Below are 18,090 nucleotides of genomic sequence, written 5' to 3' on the forward strand. Positions count from 1 at the left end.
GTTGTCATCTTCTTTCAATTTGATCTACAAAATCTTTAAATAATGCATCCATACTGCTTTCATGCCATAACATTTCAGGGTGCCATTGAATACCTACCATGTACGGGTAGGCTTCAGCTTCAAAAGCTTCAATAACGCCGTCATTGGATTGTGCCATCACCACAAACCCTTCTGCCAATTGATTAATTACTTGATGATGGAAAGAGTTCACACAGAAGCGACCTTCTGGGAACAATTCGCTTAAGCGCGTATTCGGAAAGACTCTGATTTCATGTGTCTTTTCAGTTGGATTCGTCGGTTGCCAGTGTCTTAATGATTGGATTTGGCGATAAGACGTATCTTGGAATAAAGAACCGCCATGAAACACATTTAAGACTTGTGCACCGCGACAAATCCCAAGAATCGGAATAAAGCGTTCTTTCGCCTTCTCAATTAATTTAAAATCAAACATATCTCGTGCTAATAAAGTTTCACCTAATTTTTCTTGCGGATCTTCTTGATACAATTGCGGGCTGACATCCTGTCCTCCACTTAAAAGCAATGCATCAACCTGTCTGATTTGTGCTTCTATAATATCATCGTTATCTGTCATTGGAATGACCATGGGTACTGCGCCTTGTTTTACAATTGAGCGGATATAATCTTGATTGACATAACAGCGCTTATACCCTGGGAACATACCGTCTTGGTCCGTTAATATATTTGCGGAAATACCTATCGTTTTCATCATGATGTCTACCTCCTGTTGTTGAATAACTTTAATTATAGTTAGACCATCGGCATTGTCAATTTATTTTCGCAATCTTCAGATATTATTGCATGAATTAAAGCGCCGACGAAAAATAACTATGAAAAATCCTCTCCCATGTAGACAATAACCCATGAAAGAGGATAAAAGTACATAATGAATTTGTATAGAGATTAAAATCTAACTTTCAACCGCTTCGCCAAATTAATAATCAGTACGATCAACAGTACCGTTAAAATAATACTGCCTTCAATTCCCATTGCGCCACCCGTCAACAAATTATCTGTATGATATTGCGTTTTAAACAAGCTGAAATTCAGCTCATTACCGCTAACATTAATCCCGTATATGCAACCTTGTACAAAGTTCCAAATAATATGGAACCCAGCAACTGTCCAAATTGTACCGTCGATGCGATAAATTAAAGAAAAGACAATACCCACTAAGAAAATATTTGTCACACCGACAATAGAGATATTAGGGTTCATCCCATGTAGTAATGTAAAGACAACGGCAGAACAGACAATCGCAAAACGATCGCCATACTTTTTGGTAAGACGCGTTTGAAGATAGCCGCGCATCAATAATTCTTCTGCAGAAGCTTGGATACAAAATCCGACAAAAGCTAAACCAATCCCTAATAACACCGTTTGATTCAATGTATTACCTACAATAGAGATATTGCCAAACAATACTAAAATTAAAATCACTACAGAGAAGACGATAAAGCCAAATAAACCACCTATGCCTAACTTTCTAAACGCATACTGGCGATAAATGCCTACTGAACTAAGTGGCAAGTGTTCTCTGTTATGTACATACCAAAAGAGAATTAAGATTGAAAATAAAAATGGAACTGGCAGCAACATAACTTCTTGAAAGGGATGATTTCTGGCCATTAAGTAAAATGGACCCGCAAACAACGCACCACCCAACATCATCAAAACAGATACAAGTGAGAACTTAAGCCAACTTCCCTTATAATATTGTGTAAATTGATTTTCCATAAGTTGTTCTCCGTTATATAATTAGTATAGTTTATATAATTTATTTTCTCACAACCAGAAATCTACCGCAATTATTATTTTTTAACTTCATCAAACATTGATTGATGAAGATTGGACTTTAATTGTTGCCGAGCATTTCATTCAGTGGCTTTTAGTCTCTTTGACCCGCTCAAGTCTTGACCCAATCATGCATAATAAAAGCCTACCCTGTGTTTATAAGGATAGGCTTAATACATTGTTATTGAATATCTTTTGCGAATGGGATAGAAATTTGTGCACCTGCTTTTTGAACAGTATAAGATGCGGCTTTGTTCGCAAAATCAATAGCAGTTTCTAAATTCATTTGTTTCACGTCAAACGCACTGACAAATGCGCCGATAAACGTATCACCTGCGGCTGTTGTGTCTACGACATCTACTTTATAGGCTTTAACTAAACCAGAGTTGCCTTTCACTGCGTAATATGTGCCTTTTGCACCAATTGTAATCAATACGACTTTGATGCCTAAGCTTAAGAAGTAATCTGCGTTTTGCGCCATTGACTTTTCATCTGTGACAGGAATACCGGATAAGATTTCCGCTTCAAACTCATTCGGAATAATCACATCAATCAATCCCAACAGTTCTTCAGGCAATTCACTCGCCGGTGCTGGATTTAAAATCGTCGTAATCCCATATTTGCGCGCAATTTCAAAGGCACGGATAATCGCAGGAACTGGAACTTCTAATTGCGCCACAACATAATCCGCTTCTTTAATCACCGCTTCCGCTTGATTCACATCTTCAGGTGTAATGTCCATATTCGCGCCGCCGTATACGTAAATGGTATTGCTGCCGTCTTGATCTACTGTGATAAAGGCTTGACCTGTATCTGCTGTTTCTGACTCTGTAATAAAATCAGTATTCATCCCTGCTTCTTTGAAACCTTCAAACATAAAGTCTGCTAAACCATCTTTTCCGACTTTCGAAATAAATGTCGTATCCGCATTCATACGTGCCGTCGCAATCGCTTGGTTTGCCCCTTTACCGCCGCCGTATTTCTTTTGGCCTTCTTTGACATGCAAGGTTTCACCAGGTTTCGCATAACGTTCAACCGTTAAGAACTGATCTACATTCGTTGAACCTAAAATTACTACTTTGTTCGTCATACATATCGCTCCTCGCTTAAAATGTCACATTTGATTCTAAAATAATATTTGAGAACGGTGTGATTTCACCTGTACGGATATTACCTTTGTTTAATGGGTGACTTAAGTAGGCTTTCATTTCTGTATGTGGAATAAACGCAATTTCCACATCATCTTCTAATAATGCTTTAATTTGTTTCAACTGTGATGGATTATGTGTTTTGATTTCTTCTGCCAAATAGATTTTTTGAATCTTCATTTCAGTTAAAACTGTTTCTAATACATCAATAAAGCGCGGCAATGCTTTCGTGACTGCTAAATCAATTCTACGCGTATCATTTGGAATCGGCATACCCGCATCATTGATTGTTAATAAATCAAAGTGGCCGATGGTCGCAATAGCTTGTGATACATGACTATTTAATACAGGGGTTTTCTTCATTTCTCTTCCCTCCAAAGTTATTTAATAAAGACCGTCACTGTTGCGGCAGCTAAAATAAGCACTAAACCAACAATGGTAATTAACATCTCTTTCTTCGTCTTACGCTGATTCAAGAAGTAGATTCCTGTTAACGTCGCAAGCACGACTGATGTTTGAGATAAGATAAAGCCTGTCGCAAGTCCGTTCATATCCGGCTGTGCTGAAATTAAGTACGTTAACGCCGCAAAGGCGAAGAAGAAACCTGAAATAATTTGAAGCCAAGTAATCTTGTTTTTAAATGGATTTTCTTTCTTCATCAGCGTTAAACCATAGATAACTGCGACAAGCACCATGCCCATAGCTTGAGATAAGAATGCCGCTTTACCTCCAATATCTGTCGCTTGTGGTGCAGCTGAATAAAGCCAATAACCAATTTCACCAATCAGTAAGATCACCACTGCTTTCTTTAAGTTGCCGCTGTTTTGTTCAGCAGGATGTTCACTCCATACAGTCATACGTGCACCGATTAAAATCACGATAAGTGCCACAAAGCCGATAATTTTATTGCCAAGACCTGGCCAGTTGCCTAACGCGAACACACCCCATAATGAAGCACCTAGTAATTGGAATGCGGTAGTAACCGGCATGGCTCTTGAAGAACCAATCAGTTCAAAAGCTTTGAATGTTAAAATTTGGCCAAAACACCAGCCTGCTCCAGAAAGTAACGCGAACATTAAGTTCATGCCTGTCGGGAAGTGTTGCGCTGTCAGTCCCGCAAAGACAAGCGCAAATATTAAGGTCCCAACCGTTGTACCAATAATTTGATGCACAGGTTTACCTCCGAACTTCGACGCAATCGTTGGGAATAAACCCCAACCCAGCAATGGACCTAAACCGATAAGTAAAGCGACTAGATTCATGAATAACACCTCTATTTTTTCTCTAAATGGATTTAGTAAAACGTTTTACTTTATTCACATACTAGCACGTTTCATTTTATTTGTATACGTTTTCATAAAGATTTAAGATTTTAGACAAAAGAAAAAACGAGGCTGCTTTCGTTGAAAAAAGCGCCTCGTCTTTGATTTATACATGGTTATTTAAGGGTTGTGTCGTTTCTCTGACAACGAGTTCATTCGGTAATTCAATATGTTCGACACCTTGATCAGTACCCGTAATTTTCTTCACAATTAACCGTAATGCCGTTTCACCGATTAACGCAATAGGTTGTGCGACGGTTGTTAATGCGGGGGTCATATATTGTGAGAAGCTGATATCATCATAGCCTACGATTGAAATTTCTTCAGGCACAGCTTTACCGCGTTCTCTTAGCCCACGCATAATCCCAATCGCCATTTCATCATTAATCGCAAACACCGCAGTCACCTGATTCTCAATAATTTGATCAACAATTTGTTTGCCGCCTGAAGGTGAAAGCTCTGTTTCAATTTTCAACGGTGTTTGAATGCCTTTTGAATGACAATAGTCCTCAAAACCTTGTATACGTGCCTGCATATTCGACATCAACGTATAAGGTTGGACAATTGCGATATGACGATGATTTAAACGAATTAAATGTTCCGCAGCTAAAGCACCGCCTGTTTGTTCATCTGTTCTAATAATATCGGTATAGCCGTTATCTTCACTTTGGTCTAACACCACATACGGTACATTGTGTCTTTCTAAATAATTGTTGATACTTTCTGGCTGATCTATGAAACGTGCAATAATTAAACCATCCATACCTCTTTCAACTAAATGTTTAATGTTGTGTTCTAAATGATCACCTGAAGTGCTTAAGAAGAATAAATCCACAAAATCCGGCTTATGTTGTTCCATACTCTGCATAATGGCCGAGAAGAACGGGTTCGTTAAACTCGGTACTAAAACACCAACCAGTTTAATTGTATGCCCTCTTAATTGTTGTGCATTTTTATTTGGAATATAGCCTAGTTTTTCTTTTGCCGTTAACACCTTATCAATCGTCGCTTGTGAAAAGCGCTCTTGTTTATGATTTAAAATGTGCGAAACTGTGGTTAAGGATACACCTGCTTCTTTTGCGACATCTTTAATTGAAACTTTCTTCATGCGTGCTTAATCCCCTTACATTGACAGACTCACTTACGCAAATATGCCACTTATTATCTCTTTCATCATATCATCTCTCATTTCGTTTGTAGAGTTCATGAAACATAGATCGCATATCATACAGTCTGATGTATAGAATAGGTTTTCGTTGATGTCTCAATATCTCTAAATTCGTTTTAATTGCTTAAGTGTCTCTCTCTTCTTAGACTAGTATGAAAAGAGAGAGGAGGCATCATCATGAATCATTGGGATGATAAATTTGATTCTGACACTTATATTTATGGTAAAGAAGCCAATGCTTATGTGAAAAGTGTCTTTTTTGAAACTGTGACATCACCAAAGAAAGTGTTGATGTTAGCGGAAGGTGAAGGCCGTAATGCGGTTTATCTTGCGACTTTAGGCTATGACGTCACAACATATGACTTATCTAAAGTAGGCATCGAAAAGGAATTAAAACTTGCGAAAGAAGCGGGTGTGACTGTCGATGCGAACTATGGTGATATCACTGCGTCTAATTTAACTGAAGATAACGCATATGATTACAGCGTAAATATCTTTGGTCACGTACCGCCAGAAGGGAAACGCGGTATGTTTTATAATTTGATTAACCCTTTAAAATCTGGTGGCCATGGTTACTTTGAACTTTATTCAACAGAACAACTCGAACATAAAACAGGCGGTCCACCAAGTAAAGCAATGCTTTATGAGGTAGATGAAATCAAATCCTACTTAGAAGACCTTCCTGTTAAAATTCACAGTTTAGAAAAACGTGAAATCGAGCGTAAAGAAGGCACTGCACATACAGGTCATGCGAGTGTCATTCAAGGTCATATTGAAAAGCTATAATAAATAAAAGACTGAGACATGTATTCCAACATACGTTGTCTCAGTCTTTTAATTTAGGATAAGACCTCCACTAAGATACGAACCCCTTGTTCGATTTCTGTTTGAGAGAGTGCTAATGGCGGTAATAAACGAATCACATTGGTGCCGGCTGTTAAGACAATTAAGCCTTGTGCTCTGGCAGCTTCTACCACATCGTTGATATTTAATGTGGTTTCAATGCCTATCATGTTGCCTAAACCACGGACTTCTATCACATGCTCATGCCCTTTTAATTGTTTCGTTAACTGTGCTTTTAAATCATTACCCTTCTGTAAGGTGTGCGCTAAAAAGCCAGGTGCTAACATCACATCTAGTGTTGCTGAACTTGCGGCCATAGCCAGCTTATTTCCGCCGAATGTCGAACCATGACTGCCATAATCAAAGGCAGGACTTAATTCAGACTTCCCTAACATCGCACCGACAGGTACGCCGTTGCCTAATCCTTTAGCCAGTGTGAAGATATCTGGTTCAATTCCATAATGTTCGAAAGAGAAGAGTTTGCCTGTACGTCCCATCCCTGTTTGGACTTCATCTACAATCAACAAGATATCATGTGCTTTACATAAGGCAGCTAAATTATGCACAAATTCAGGTTGTGCAGGGATAATTCCCGATTCACCTTGTATCAGTTCTAACATCACCGCCGCTGTATCTTCTGTAATCAATGCTTTCACGCTTTCTATCTCATTAAATTGTGCATAGTGAAAATGCGGAACACCTTCACCAAAACCCTGTTTAATTTTATCTTGACCAGTCGCAGACATAGCACCATACGTTCTGCCATGGAAAGATTGTTTGAACGTAATGATAGATTGTTTGCCTGTCGCTTTACGTGCTAGTTTTATTGCGGCTTCATTCGCTTCTGTCCCACTGTTACAGAAGAGCGCAACATAGTCTTTATCTCCAATCAGCTTTTCAGCTACCTCTTCTTGAAGTTGATTGTGATATAAATTTGGCGTATGCCAAATATGTGCGGCTTGTTGTTGAAGGGCGTGTACTACCTCAGGATGAAACCCTAAGTTAGTCACACCAATACCTGATGAAAAATCTAAATAACGTTGACCTTGTTGATCTACTAAATAATTACCTTCTGCTTGAACGAACTCAATTTGTGCACGTTTATAGTTCTGAAATAGTTTACTCATGATGTCACCTTCTGACTGTAAATTCATCTTTATGTATATAAATGTATAATTATTAATAATATACCCTTGACTGATACGTCCGTCAATCAATTAATGCATAAAAAAGCTGAGACATGTGTAAAAAGGTACTGTGTCTCAGCTTTTATTGCTTCAGATTGCATATCTTTGATTTTTATTTAGAAAGTCATTCATGAAGTTAAAAACAAACTTTTCAGCTTCTATCGTCACTTTATTTTCTGTCGTTTTCTAACACTTCAATCGACTTTTTATCGCTCAATACTTCATCCATGTCGCGCGCAGGATATTCAAGCGCTATTGGTAACTCTGTTGGTAGTTTTTCGACGATTAGTCTCCAATCGATGATCCCTTTATCTAACGACGTCACGATGAATTCGCCGTTCTCTTCGGCTAAGTTTTTCAAGTGAATATAAGTCACATATGTTCCTAGTTGGTTAGCCGCTTCAACTTCACTTTCCTGAACATATCGGAAATTACCCACATCAAATGTATAACCTATATTTAATTTCGCTTGTTTGGCATCTTGTAAAAATTGATGAAGTTTATTAATTGTTCCTGATTGTTGCGTTTGATCATTTTCAACCGTAAAGTTAAAGGGTTGTTCATTAATGAAGTTCAGTTGACTTAATTGACTCACGCGTTGATAATTTCCTATCGACATTTTTACGTTAACCACATTTAGACGCTTAGCTTCTTCAAAATACTCAAATATTTTAGCGTTTAGTTCACCGTTATCTAAAAATACATAATCAGGCACACTATAAAAGAGTGTAATGTTTTTACTTTCCGCTAATTCTCTCATTTCTGGAATTTCTTTATCGATGTCCAAGAAATATTCTCTTCGAAGTTCAATGTTACTGAAACCTAAAGCCAAAATGTCATCAAAAAGTTCAATTTGTTTCAAACCACTGTTAATCTTTTTTTGCAATACCAAGGTGTTAAATACTAAGTTGTTGTTCATTCATACCAGTCCTTTGCACAAATTAAGTAAATCAGTTTACCCTTCTTACTTATATAATAATCTGACTTACTAAAAATGTCATTAATGGATATACGCCTTAAGCGATTTCTGTTTCAATGTATCAATGGCAATTATACAAATGCTGCATAAAAAAACAGACCTCTTATAAGAAGTCTGCTGGTTATCATAAGTCAATGTATTATTTGTCTTAGTTCTTTAATACGTCCGCATACTCTGGTGTTTTTTCAAAGACACTTTTCGCAAATGGACATAATGGAACGATTTTCATATTATTTTCTCTTGCGTAATCTACTGCTGCTTCAACCATCGCATAACCTACGCGTTGCCCACGTAATGCTTCTGATACTTCTGTATGGTCAATAATAAATAAGTCTGGTCCTGTTGGGACATATGTCATCTGTGCTTGGTAGTTATTTTCGTCTTCGCCTACATAAAATTTATTGTGTCCGTGCTTTACTTCTGTCATTGAGATCACTTCCCTCTTTTTATTAATTTGATATTACCTTGTGCACATCTTAAAAGCAAGAATAAAAGCTTATCGCACAACATTGATAATAGTTCTCAATGGTATGACGAGTAATATTAATTGGAGACAATTTATTTATGTGCTATATTGAAAATAAGTATTTGGCATATTTTAAGGAGTGATAACATGAGAAAGACGTATACAAGTGAAACGATTGATGTCTCTTTTGACCCTGCACGTTGTATTCATGCAGCTGAATGTGTGAAAGGTTTACCACAAGTATTTGATACGAAGAAACGTCCATGGATTGACCCACAAAATGCATCCGCGGACCAAATCGCAGAAGTCGTTGAGCGTTGCCCAAGCGGCGCATTGGAATATCAACGTAAAGATGGCCAACCAAACGAACATCATGACCATACTGAAATTTCAATCGGCAAAGACAATCAAATTATCATTAAAGGGGCATTTACATTAAACCATAATGGTGAAGTCATTGAATTGAACCATAATGGTGAAGTCATTGAATTGAACCATAATGGTGAAGTCATTGAATTGAACCATAATGGTGAAGTCATTGAATTGAACCGTGCCATTTTAAAAGGCGGCACTGATATTTCTGAAAATCCATTCTATACTTTAGACTAGCCCTTCTTCTACACTTCTTCACTCAGTTATCCAAGAGTGAGAAGTGTATTTTTTCTTAATATCACTTTTATTAATAATTCTTATTTAAATTTTGTTGAATACAGTATTCTCTTATAGTAACGTTAGAGTATATTATTTTACAAAAGGATGACCATTGATAGTGAAAAAAGTTATAAGCATCATGTTGTCAGTGATGTTCCTATGGACTGTACTGATTGCACCAACTGTTCACGCTGAACAAACGCCAATTGACATTGCGAAAGCCCATCATCAAACGATTCAAAAACAGTTTGACCCTAAAAGTGCCTATGTAATTACCCAACAAGGACAGATATTGTATGACTACCATGGCACACGCACCATCGACCCTGCTTCTACCGCAAAGTTGATGACTGTTTACTTAATATTAGAAGATATCAAACAAGGTAAAGTACACCTTTCTGATAAAGTTAAAATCACACCCACGTATCAACAAATGTCTCAATTACCAAACTTAACGACATTTCCGTTAAAAAATAAACAAACCTATACTGTAGATCAGTTATTGAAACAAGCTATGTTAGAGTCGAGCAACGCTTCGACATTAGTACTTGCTGATCATGTCGATGGTGATGTTTCTAAGTTTACAGATCGTATGAACCACACAGCGCAAAGCTTAGGGATGCAGCACACACATTTCACAAATCCAAGTGGCGCAAATAACCAATTGATTCACCAATTTATCCCTAAAGCTTATAAAAATGAAACAACATCATCAAGTACTGCACAAGATATGGCTATACTCTCTCAAGCACTCTTGAAACAACATCCTGAGGTACTCAATTATTCTAAACTTGAAACAGACAAACAGTATGGGAAAACTTTAAAAAATACAAATCTATCTTTACCTCATGGTCCTGATGCCTTAAAAGCAGTTGAAGCAGATGGTTTAAAAACAGGAACCAGCGAAAATGGCTATAACTTAGTCTTAACTGCTAAACAGAAAGATTTACGCATCAATACAGTCGTCATGAATGTACAGCCCTATCAGAATGACAGTGCGAAACATGCACGTCAGAAGCTTGCGAATGCCTTAACAGAAGAGGCTTTCAACAACTATGAATATCGTAAAGTGATTTCTAAAGGGGAACATGAAATTGAGGGTAAGACCTATGATGTCAAACATGACTTATATGATTTAGTACAAAAAGATAAATCAAAATATCACTTAAAGGTCGTTGATGATAAACAGTTAAAAGTTGACTATCCAAGAAATTTCCTTAAAGGTTATCAAGCACCTTCTGTTTCAGTTGAACCCGTCACACACTGGGGAACGTTATTATTAGGTGCACTCGTAATGATTGGCGGTGCCATACTGCTGACTGCGATTATTTATATTGTGGTTAAACGCATTAAATCTTAATACATGCATACACATCAAAATGAGCGGAACTTCTCAAAAAAGTCCCGCTCATTTTATATTCTACTATGATTCAAATCTCTTAATTGAATCTGATAGCTATTTTGTTTGACGTGTGACATCAAGTTCTGTTTCATACTGAGGCAATGCTTTCTTGAACAAGTATTCACCGTGACGTACAGATGCCAGGCAGTCTGAACGACGTCTTTGCGCTTCGAAGACTGTCGGCGCATCCACAACGATGAAGTTTGCTGGTTTACCCTCATCTAAACCATACTCCGCTTCAATACGCATCAGCTGCGCACCATTGTATGTGATTAAATCAAAGTTACGTGGGAAGTCTTGTTCACTCATTAATTGTGTCGCATGCAGACCATTATCTAAGATATTCATCAAGTTGCCTGAACCTGCCGGATACCAAAGGTCTACAATAGAATCTTGACCAAATGCGACGTTAATATCATTATCTACGAATTCTTTCACACGTGTTAAACCACGGCGTTTAGGATACGTATCTTGACGTCCTTGTAAGAATAAGTTCTCTGTCGGACATGATACAAAGTTCAAACCAGATTGACGGAATAAGCCCATCATACGAAATGCATAGGCATCATCTGCTGAACCAAATGAACAAGTATGAGAAGCTGTTGTATAAGGGCCATAGCCTTGTTTCATTGCTTCTGCATTCAATTGTTCAAGATAACGTGCTTCTGCATCATCAGTTTCGTCACAATGTACATCAATCAATTTATCATATTTGATTGCGAGACGTACGATTTCTTTCACTGATTCTGCGCCATCTTCAGGGCTCCATTCGTTATGCGGAATACCTCCGACACAATCAGCACCTAGTTTAAGCGCTTCTTCTACTAAATCACGGCCTGTTTTACCGTCTTCCTCAAATGAATACATACCGTTTTGCGGGAAAGCAACGACTTGAATGGTGATGTTATCTTTTAATTCATCTCTCACTTCGATAGCCGCTTTAATACCTGTTAAATTAGGATCTGTGCAGTCTGTTTGTGCACGGATATATTGTGTGCCGTAACTTGCGACATCATTCACCGCTTTACGCATACGTGCTTTCATTTCTTCCTTCGTTGTCCCTTTTTTATAATCATTCCATAAATCAATCGCTTCAAATAACGTACCTGATTCATTTTTGATTTTAGGATCTTGTCCTGTAAAGTAGTAGTCTAAATGCAAGTGTGAATCCACATAAGGCGGTAAGACTAAGCGACCTTGTAAATCAATCACTTCATCTGCATCACCTAAGTCATTCCCAAACGCCACAAACTTGCCGTTCTCTACTAAGATTTCAGAAGCATCATCATGTTTATAGATTGATGCGTTAATAAATTTTTTGCTCATTTTCATTCCTCCATCTCTCTATCTTCACAAACAAAAAATGATTCAGTATTCCAAAAATGTTACGCCTCAATTTTATCAACTTAGGCTCCAATAAAGAAACTTAACGCATTCCGTTTGACCACCCAGATATATATATAAACACAATTTTATATTTTCATTGACTTACATTTAAGGCTCGAGGAGGTTTTATTATGCCTATTTGATACATATCCAATGAGTATTATTAATTTCAGGAGAAATAGGCTCAATGCCTTTCACATGCGATACATACTATCATTTGACTTATCTTGTACAATATTGATATTATTATATTGTAATAAAAAGAGCCTAGTAAGCTGTCACTTACTAAGCTCCAAGTAAAGGCTCACAATAGCTCTTGTGAAACTCTAACGAACCTAAATGGTTTTTTAACTTCTGTACTCGTCTCAATTAAGTACAGAAGTTATTTTTTTGCCATCTTATTGATAGCTGTCTTCACTGCATAGGCAACTATGACAACGGAACATATACTTTCAAAATTCAAATGAATTTCTATTAGTGTAATATCCATACTATCACCTCCCCGATAACTCCATTTAAGGCTCGAGGTGGCTCCACATACTTCTCTTTATTTCATGTAAGGTTCTTTACTCTTCGATATTATACCACCTTTATTTTCAAATTACTTTATAAACTTTTCATATAATAACTCTTTTTACTTATAGAGTAAAAAAAGAGCTGAAACAGTTAAAACTGCCTCAACTCTTCTTGAATTCGTGCACCTATTTATGGATGACTCACTATAATACTCATGTCACCTTTGAATGTGATATCTAAATCTTCTGAAGTAATGATAAAGTGTGTACCTTTGTCTATCTTGTTTATTTGTCCATCTATACTCACTTCTCCGCTTCCTTCAATCACAGAAACCAAACAATACTCATAAGGTTTCTTGAAATCTAATTTACCATCTATATCCCACTTCTCTACAGTAAAGAAATCATTAGATACAAATTGTGTAAATGCTTGACCATCACGTGTTTCATGAACGGGTTTTGAATTCGGATTGGTTTGTTTCACATCAATCACTGCTTTACTTTGTTCAAGATGCAGTTCACGTGTATTACCATTTTTATCTTTACGGTCATAATCATAGATACGATACGTTGTATCAGATGATTGTTGTGTTTCTAAAATTAGTATGCCTGCGCCAATCGCATGTACTGTGCCTGCTGGCACATAGAAGAAATCTCCCGGTTTTACTTTAACTTTACGGAATAATGCATCAAATTCTTGATTATCAATCATGCGTTCTAAGTCTTCTTGATTGTCTACATTAACCCCATAAATAATTTCTGCATCTTCTTCGGCATCTAAAATATACCAACATTCTGTCTTACCGTAACCACCTTCATGTGCTTTTGCATAAGCGTCATCTGGATGAACTTGAACGGATAATTTATCATTTGCGTCTAAAATTTTAGTTAAAAGCGGAAAGTCAGTGCGTTGATCATTTCCAAAGAGTGCTTTATCTTCTTTCCATACTTGTTCTAACGTTTTACCTTGATGTTTGTCATTTTCAATCACGTTTGAACCATGTGGCAAAGCTGAAATCGCCCAACACTCACCTGTTAAATCGTTTGGAATGTCATAATTAAATTGTTTTAATGCTGTGCCGCCCCAAATACGTTCTTGAAATACGGGTTTTAGAAATAATACCATACGTTATCATCCTTTATATTGCTTTTAGTATGTCGTAAATTGTTTCTATATCTTCTGCATGAATTAATTTTTCGCGTGTTGTATCGTCCATAAGTGTTTTAGATAAGCGTTGTAATAGTTTCAAATGTGTATCATTACTGTTATTAGGTACAACGATTAAGAACACAATTTTAGGTAATGAACCGTCTAAGCTTTCCCATTCAACACCATTTTGGTTTTGCAGTACTGCCACAACGGGTTGTTTCACTGCATCTGATTTCGCATGTGGAATTGCTACGTTCATTCCGATAGCTGTTGTTGATTCCGCTTCACGTTTTAAGACAGATGATTTTACTTGATCAAAGTCTTCAACGAAGTTTTGATTTTTCAGTTCTGTGATAAGACGATCAATGACATCATCACGTTTCATATCACTTTGCGTTAATTCAATTAAGCTTTTATGGAATACAGTATCTTCTTTTGTTTCATGTGTTGTTGTAGCTTCAGGTGTTGAAGCTGCTTCTGTTTGGGGTACTGTTGTGTGTTCATCTTGATTATCAGAAAGTTCTGTTGTGACACCTTCACCTTCTAATACAGCTGTTGGTGCGTTCTTTTTGAACAATAAGACCGTTGCTGTTGTGATTAAGCTTCCTACAACAACTGCAATAAAGAACCAAAGAATATGTTCGATACCGCCTAGTACTGCAACAATCGGTCCACCATGTGCAACTCTGTCTCCTACACCGCCTAGAGCTGCAATTACTGCTGCGACCATCGCACCAATCATGTTGGCAGGGATGATACGAAGCGGGTCTTGCGCTGCGAATGGAATAGCGCCTTCTGTAATACCGAATAGTCCCATAGTGAATGACGCTTTACCCATTTCTTGCTCTGAGTTATTAAATTTACGTTTTTGAATAAATGTTGCTAATCCTAAACCAATCGGTGGGGTACATACTGCAACAGCGACCATACCCATCACTGCGTAGTTACCTTCAGCAATTAAAGCTGAACCGAATAAGAACGCTACTTTATTGACTGGACCACCCATGTCGAAGGCAATCATAGCCCCTATAATGAGTGCGAGGAGCACAATGTTTGCACCTTGCATACCTTTCAACCAGCCTGTTAATGCTGTAAATACGCCTGATATTGGTGCACCAATAACAAAGACAAAGATTAATCCAACCACTAATGAAGCTAAAATAGGAATAATGATGATTGGCATAATCGGTGCCATTGCTTTAGGCACTTTGACATTTTTAATCCATTTTGCAACATAACCTGCGATAAAACCTGCTACGATACCACCTAAGAATCCTGCGCTCGCTTCACTGCCATAGAAACTACCATCTGCAGCAATCGCACCGCCAATCATACCTGGTACAAGCCCTGGTTTATCCGCAATACTATAGGCGATATAACCTGCTAATATTGGGACCATGAAGCTGAATGATAACGCTCCGATTTTCTCTATTGATTTCCAAAATGAATCATCTGGAATTACTAACCCTTTTGCAGAAGGTTCACCGCCAAGTGTTAATGCAATCGCAATAAGTAATCCACCAACTACGATGAAAGGCACCATAAATGACACACCATTCATCAAGTGTTGATAGATCATTTGAACGCCGCTTTTCTTCTCTTCTTCTTCATAACTGTCATCATCTGATGCACCTTCATGATGATAAATGCGTGCATCTTGATCGATGATACGTTGAATCAATTCTTTAGGATGATGGATGCCTTCTCTGACGTTTTCATTAATTAAACGTTTACCGTTAAAACGTGATAAATCTACTTGTCTATCTGCCGCGATAATAATACCGTCTGCTTCTTTAATTTCTTTTGCTGTTAATACATTTTCTGCACCTACGCCGCCTTGTGTCTCAACTTTGATATCTACACCCATCTCTTTAGCTGCTTGCTCTAATTTTTCTTGAGCCATATATGTGTGGGCAATACCGTTCGGACAAGACGTAATTGCTAATATTTTCATTTGAATCACGCTCCTTAATTAAAGTGTAAGCGTTAACATAAGGACATAAAAAAAGATAATTGCCGTTACTAGTGGCAATTATCCTTTAATCATATTTATTAATTGGTTTCTGAAAGGCTGGTCTTCAAGGTACATCAGTTCGTCTATCGTTCTTTCATCTAATTGGGCAATCGTCTGAATAATACGTTTTGTGAGTTGAATATCTTGTTTAGTCGTAGCTAAGAAAAACACCAATTTAACTTGCTGCTCTTTCCAATAGAACCCTTTAGGGCTTTTAAATACAATCACATGTGATTTCAGTACTTTCTCAGGGTTTCCATGTGGTATCGCAACTTGGCTGCCGATATAAGTAGAAGACATTCTCTCGCGTTCTAAAGCACTTTCAATATATCCTTCTAAAACAGCGTGATTCTCACTTAGTATGTCTTGAGCTTTTTCAAATAAACGGGCTGTATTAAACGATTGTTCTCCCTCTGTTTCAACGATAAAGTTTACACCTGAATATTCGTCTGATTTCATAGCTGGTTTAAGTTTTTTAGCCATAAATGTTTCTAATTGATGCTGATCATCATGACTTAAAAGTGGTGACACTTGTAGTAGTTCGACCCCTTTCGGGAGTTGTGAAACTGTAATATCATGCGTTGTGATTAACATATCGATTCCCGTAAAATCATAATGGTCGATATCTTCTAATCTAATCGTATCTTGAACTTTAATATGCTCACTCAATTTCGCAACTTTCGTAGCTAACAGCTGAGAGATACCAATCCCATAATAGCAAGCAATCACTACATTGACATGATGCTGTTCATTTCGATCAATCGAAGATTGGAAATGAATGGTCAGAAATGCGATTTCATCTTCGGTTAATTCCACTCCAGAATCGTCTTCCATTTGTTTTCCAATATCATAAAGCACATTAAAGATGAAGGGATAGAGTATCTTAATCTCTTTAGTCAGCGGGTTGTTTAGATAAACTTCCTTCACAATTCTTAGATACGTTCGTCCAAAGTGAGAATAGAGGTTCTCTTTCAATACTTGATCTTGAGTAAAGTGTATCCCTACTCTATCCTCCATCCGCTCAACCATTCTATTAATATAACTTTCTATAAATAGCTGTTGTACACCTAAATCAAACTTATTGAAGTGATAACTGATGAAGAACGAGAAGAGCTTAGTAACTTGTGAGTTCAAGGTATAACCTAACTTGATATTGATTTCATCAATCACTTTCTTAGAGATTAATAATGCTTCCTCATTTAACCCACCATTAATTTCTTCTGTATTACTTTTCTTCATAATCAAAATCAAATGAATTAATAATTGTTCGACTTGAATGTCTGAAGTCTTGATGTCAAAGGCAGTAAGATTGCGCTTGATAATTTGACTCATCATGTCTATATGCGCTTTTGGCAGCTCATCTAATATCAATGACTCGACACGATGATTATTAGTAGAAAGTTGGTTTAAATGCAGTATCGCATTGTTCAGGTTAGTCTGACTTCCGACTACCTCGATACCTTTACGCGGTCTCACATGAATTGCCACATCAAACTTTTCACACCAGGCGTGAATTCGGCCTATGTAATCGAGCAACTCCTTCTTCCCTAAATGATACGTACGTTCTAATTGATGTAGTGTAAGTTGTGTCTCATTCATTAATAGTTGATAACCCAAAGTAACTAGTATCATTTGATCTCTATCTGTATAGGTTCTTAATTTTTCTTCTACTTGATCCATAGTATATCGACTTAAATCCATTTGATAACCACGTGATTTCACACTGACAATCAAGTTCTTCATAAAACTGGTATTAATGACCTTAATATCATTACGTACTGTACGATTTGAAGCATTAAGATAAGTAGCAATATCATCAGATGTTAAATATTGTTCAGCATTATTAACGAAAAGCCGCACTAACTTTATTTGTCTTTCAATCATAGCTACCCACCTCCTTTATATATTACTTTTAGTTTAAATGATTTTATTTAAAACTCCTAATTTTATATTAAGCACAATGTTCTTTTTCTGCATATCATTATCTAAATTTCTTAAAACCTTCATGTTTTACACAATACATTCGTGCTAAAATAAAATGACTATT

The 18,090-nt window shown here is 37.1% G+C and carries 16 protein-coding genes; 3 read left to right on the forward strand and 13 right to left on the reverse strand.

Annotation, left to right across the window (positions count from 1 at the left end):
* Window positions 1-4 precede the first annotated feature (4 nt).
* The 6 genes from ACFCT9_RS09590 to rbsR form a co-directional block, all read right to left on the reverse strand.
* On the reverse strand, window positions 5-730 hold the full coding sequence (locus tag ACFCT9_RS09590) for a gamma-glutamyl-gamma-aminobutyrate hydrolase family protein (RefSeq protein WP_412518896.1): 726 nt from the start codon (window positions 728-730) through the stop codon (window positions 5-7).
* Window positions 731-921: 191 nt separating this feature from the next.
* On the reverse strand, window positions 922-1,755 hold the full coding sequence (locus ACFCT9_RS09595; RefSeq protein ID WP_412518898.1) for a CPBP family intramembrane glutamic endopeptidase: 834 nt from the start codon (window positions 1,753-1,755) through the stop codon (window positions 922-924).
* Between the two features lie 238 nt (window positions 1,756-1,993).
* Complete coding sequence (rbsK, locus tag ACFCT9_RS09600; protein ID WP_412518899.1) at window positions 1,994-2,902, reverse strand: ribokinase; 909 nt, start codon at window positions 2,900-2,902, stop codon at window positions 1,994-1,996.
* 16 nt (window positions 2,903-2,918) lie between these two features.
* Window positions 2,919-3,323 (reverse strand): D-ribose pyranase, encoded by a 405-nt coding sequence (rbsD, locus tag ACFCT9_RS09605; RefSeq protein ID WP_412518900.1) that lies wholly within the window; start codon window positions 3,321-3,323, stop codon window positions 2,919-2,921.
* A 17-nt stretch (window positions 3,324-3,340) separates the two neighbouring features.
* The gene (gene rbsU / locus ACFCT9_RS09610; protein ID WP_412518902.1) at window positions 3,341-4,222 is read right to left on the reverse strand and encodes a ribose/proton symporter RbsU; all 882 of its coding nucleotides are present in this window, start codon (window positions 4,220-4,222) and stop codon (window positions 3,341-3,343) included.
* Between the two features lie 166 nt (window positions 4,223-4,388).
* Window positions 4,389-5,390: a ribose utilization transcriptional repressor RbsR gene (gene rbsR, locus ACFCT9_RS09615; protein WP_412518903.1), complete on the reverse strand. Its 1,002-nt coding sequence runs from the start codon at window positions 5,388-5,390 to the stop codon at window positions 4,389-4,391.
* A gap of 237 nt (window positions 5,391-5,627) precedes the next feature.
* Between rbsR and ACFCT9_RS09620 the strand changes: the two genes are divergently transcribed.
* Window positions 5,628-6,236 (forward strand): class I SAM-dependent methyltransferase, encoded by a 609-nt coding sequence (locus tag ACFCT9_RS09620; protein WP_412518905.1) that lies wholly within the window; start codon window positions 5,628-5,630, stop codon window positions 6,234-6,236.
* 53 nt (window positions 6,237-6,289) lie between these two features.
* Here the strand turns inward: ACFCT9_RS09620 and ACFCT9_RS09625 are convergent, their stop codons facing one another.
* From ACFCT9_RS09625 to ACFCT9_RS09635, 3 genes are all read right to left on the reverse strand, one after another.
* Complete coding sequence (locus ACFCT9_RS09625) at window positions 6,290-7,420, reverse strand: acetylornithine transaminase (protein ID WP_412518907.1); 1,131 nt, start codon at window positions 7,418-7,420, stop codon at window positions 6,290-6,292.
* Window positions 7,421-7,649: 229 nt separating this feature from the next.
* The gene (locus tag ACFCT9_RS09630) at window positions 7,650-8,399 is read right to left on the reverse strand and encodes a sugar phosphate isomerase/epimerase family protein (RefSeq protein ID WP_412518909.1); all 750 of its coding nucleotides are present in this window, start codon (window positions 8,397-8,399) and stop codon (window positions 7,650-7,652) included.
* A gap of 208 nt (window positions 8,400-8,607) precedes the next feature.
* A complete protein-coding gene (locus tag ACFCT9_RS09635; protein WP_412518911.1) occupies window positions 8,608-8,886 on the reverse strand; it encodes a GNAT family N-acetyltransferase in 279 nt (92 codons plus the stop codon).
* 186 nt (window positions 8,887-9,072) lie between these two features.
* On the opposite strand from ACFCT9_RS09635, the gene ACFCT9_RS09640 reads away from it, so the two are divergent.
* Together ACFCT9_RS09640 and pbp4 are read left to right on the forward strand one after the other, a co-directional pair.
* Window positions 9,073-9,534 carry a (4Fe-4S)-binding protein gene (locus ACFCT9_RS09640; protein ID WP_412518913.1) on the forward strand — a complete coding sequence of 154 codons (462 nt, stop codon included), beginning with the start codon at window positions 9,073-9,075 and terminating at the stop codon, window positions 9,532-9,534.
* A gap of 160 nt (window positions 9,535-9,694) precedes the next feature.
* The gene (gene pbp4 / locus ACFCT9_RS09645) at window positions 9,695-10,936 is read left to right on the forward strand and encodes a penicillin-binding protein PBP4 (RefSeq protein WP_412518914.1); all 1,242 of its coding nucleotides are present in this window, start codon (window positions 9,695-9,697) and stop codon (window positions 10,934-10,936) included.
* Between the two features lie 96 nt (window positions 10,937-11,032).
* Here the strand turns inward: pbp4 and ACFCT9_RS09650 are convergent, their stop codons facing one another.
* The 4 genes from ACFCT9_RS09650 to ACFCT9_RS09665 form a co-directional block, all read right to left on the reverse strand.
* Entirely contained in the window at window positions 11,033-12,304 is a 1,272-nt protein-coding gene (locus ACFCT9_RS09650; protein WP_412518916.1) for an amidohydrolase family protein, read from the reverse strand.
* A gap of 765 nt (window positions 12,305-13,069) precedes the next feature.
* Window positions 13,070-14,005, reverse strand: coding sequence for a mannose-6-phosphate isomerase, class I (manA, locus tag ACFCT9_RS09655; RefSeq protein ID WP_412518918.1), 936 nt, complete (start codon window positions 14,003-14,005; stop codon window positions 13,070-13,072).
* Between the two features lie 13 nt (window positions 14,006-14,018).
* Window positions 14,019-15,983, reverse strand: coding sequence for a fructose-specific PTS transporter subunit EIIC (locus ACFCT9_RS09660; RefSeq protein WP_412518920.1), 1,965 nt, complete (start codon window positions 15,981-15,983; stop codon window positions 14,019-14,021).
* A 78-nt stretch (window positions 15,984-16,061) separates the two neighbouring features.
* Window positions 16,062-17,927, reverse strand: coding sequence for a BglG family transcription antiterminator (locus ACFCT9_RS09665; RefSeq protein WP_412518921.1), 1,866 nt, complete (start codon window positions 17,925-17,927; stop codon window positions 16,062-16,064).
* Window positions 17,928-18,090 lie beyond the last annotated feature (163 nt).

It is taken from the genome of Staphylococcus simulans, from assembly GCF_047037175.1.
GTDB classification, from domain to species: Bacteria; Bacillota; Bacilli; order Staphylococcales; family Staphylococcaceae; genus Staphylococcus; species Staphylococcus simulans_C.

Excerpts from the sequence above, each read along its gene's own strand:
- ACFCT9_RS09630 (WP_412518909.1), bottom strand. The coding sequence starts at position 8,399 with ATGAACAACAACTTAGTATTTAACACCTTGGTATTGCAAAAAAAGATT.
- ACFCT9_RS09625 (WP_412518907.1), bottom strand. The coding sequence starts at position 7,420 with ATGAGTAAACTATTTCAGAACTATAAACGTGCACAAATTGAGTTCGTT.
- rbsR (WP_412518903.1), bottom strand. The coding sequence starts at position 5,390 with ATGAAGAAAGTTTCAATTAAAGATGTCGCAAAAGAAGCAGGTGTATCC.
- ACFCT9_RS09595 (WP_412518898.1), bottom strand. The coding sequence starts at position 1,755 with ATGGAAAATCAATTTACACAATATTATAAGGGAAGTTGGCTTAAGTTC.
- ACFCT9_RS09640 (WP_412518913.1), top strand. The coding sequence starts at position 9,073 with ATGAGAAAGACGTATACAAGTGAAACGATTGATGTCTCTTTTGACCCT.
- ACFCT9_RS09650 (WP_412518916.1), bottom strand. The coding sequence starts at position 12,304 with ATGAGCAAAAAATTTATTAACGCATCAATCTATAAACATGATGATGCT.
- ACFCT9_RS09635 (WP_412518911.1), bottom strand. The coding sequence starts at position 8,886 with ATGACAGAAGTAAAGCACGGACACAATAAATTTTATGTAGGCGAAGAC.
- ACFCT9_RS09590 (WP_412518896.1), bottom strand. The coding sequence starts at position 730 with ATGATGAAAACGATAGGTATTTCCGCAAATATATTAACGGACCAAGAC.
- rbsK (WP_412518899.1), bottom strand. The coding sequence starts at position 2,902 with ATGACGAACAAAGTAGTAATTTTAGGTTCAACGAATGTAGATCAGTTC.
- ACFCT9_RS09620 (WP_412518905.1), top strand. The coding sequence starts at position 5,628 with ATGAATCATTGGGATGATAAATTTGATTCTGACACTTATATTTATGGT.
- ACFCT9_RS09665 (WP_412518921.1), bottom strand. The coding sequence starts at position 17,927 with ATGATTGAAAGACAAATAAAGTTAGTGCGGCTTTTCGTTAATAATGCT.
- rbsU (WP_412518902.1), bottom strand. The coding sequence starts at position 4,222 with ATGAATCTAGTCGCTTTACTTATCGGTTTAGGTCCATTGCTGGGTTGG.
- manA (WP_412518918.1), bottom strand. The coding sequence starts at position 14,005 with ATGGTATTATTTCTAAAACCCGTATTTCAAGAACGTATTTGGGGCGGC.
- ACFCT9_RS09660 (WP_412518920.1), bottom strand. The coding sequence starts at position 15,983 with ATGAAAATATTAGCAATTACGTCTTGTCCGAACGGTATTGCCCACACA.
- rbsD (WP_412518900.1), bottom strand. The coding sequence starts at position 3,323 with ATGAAGAAAACCCCTGTATTAAATAGTCATGTATCACAAGCTATTGCG.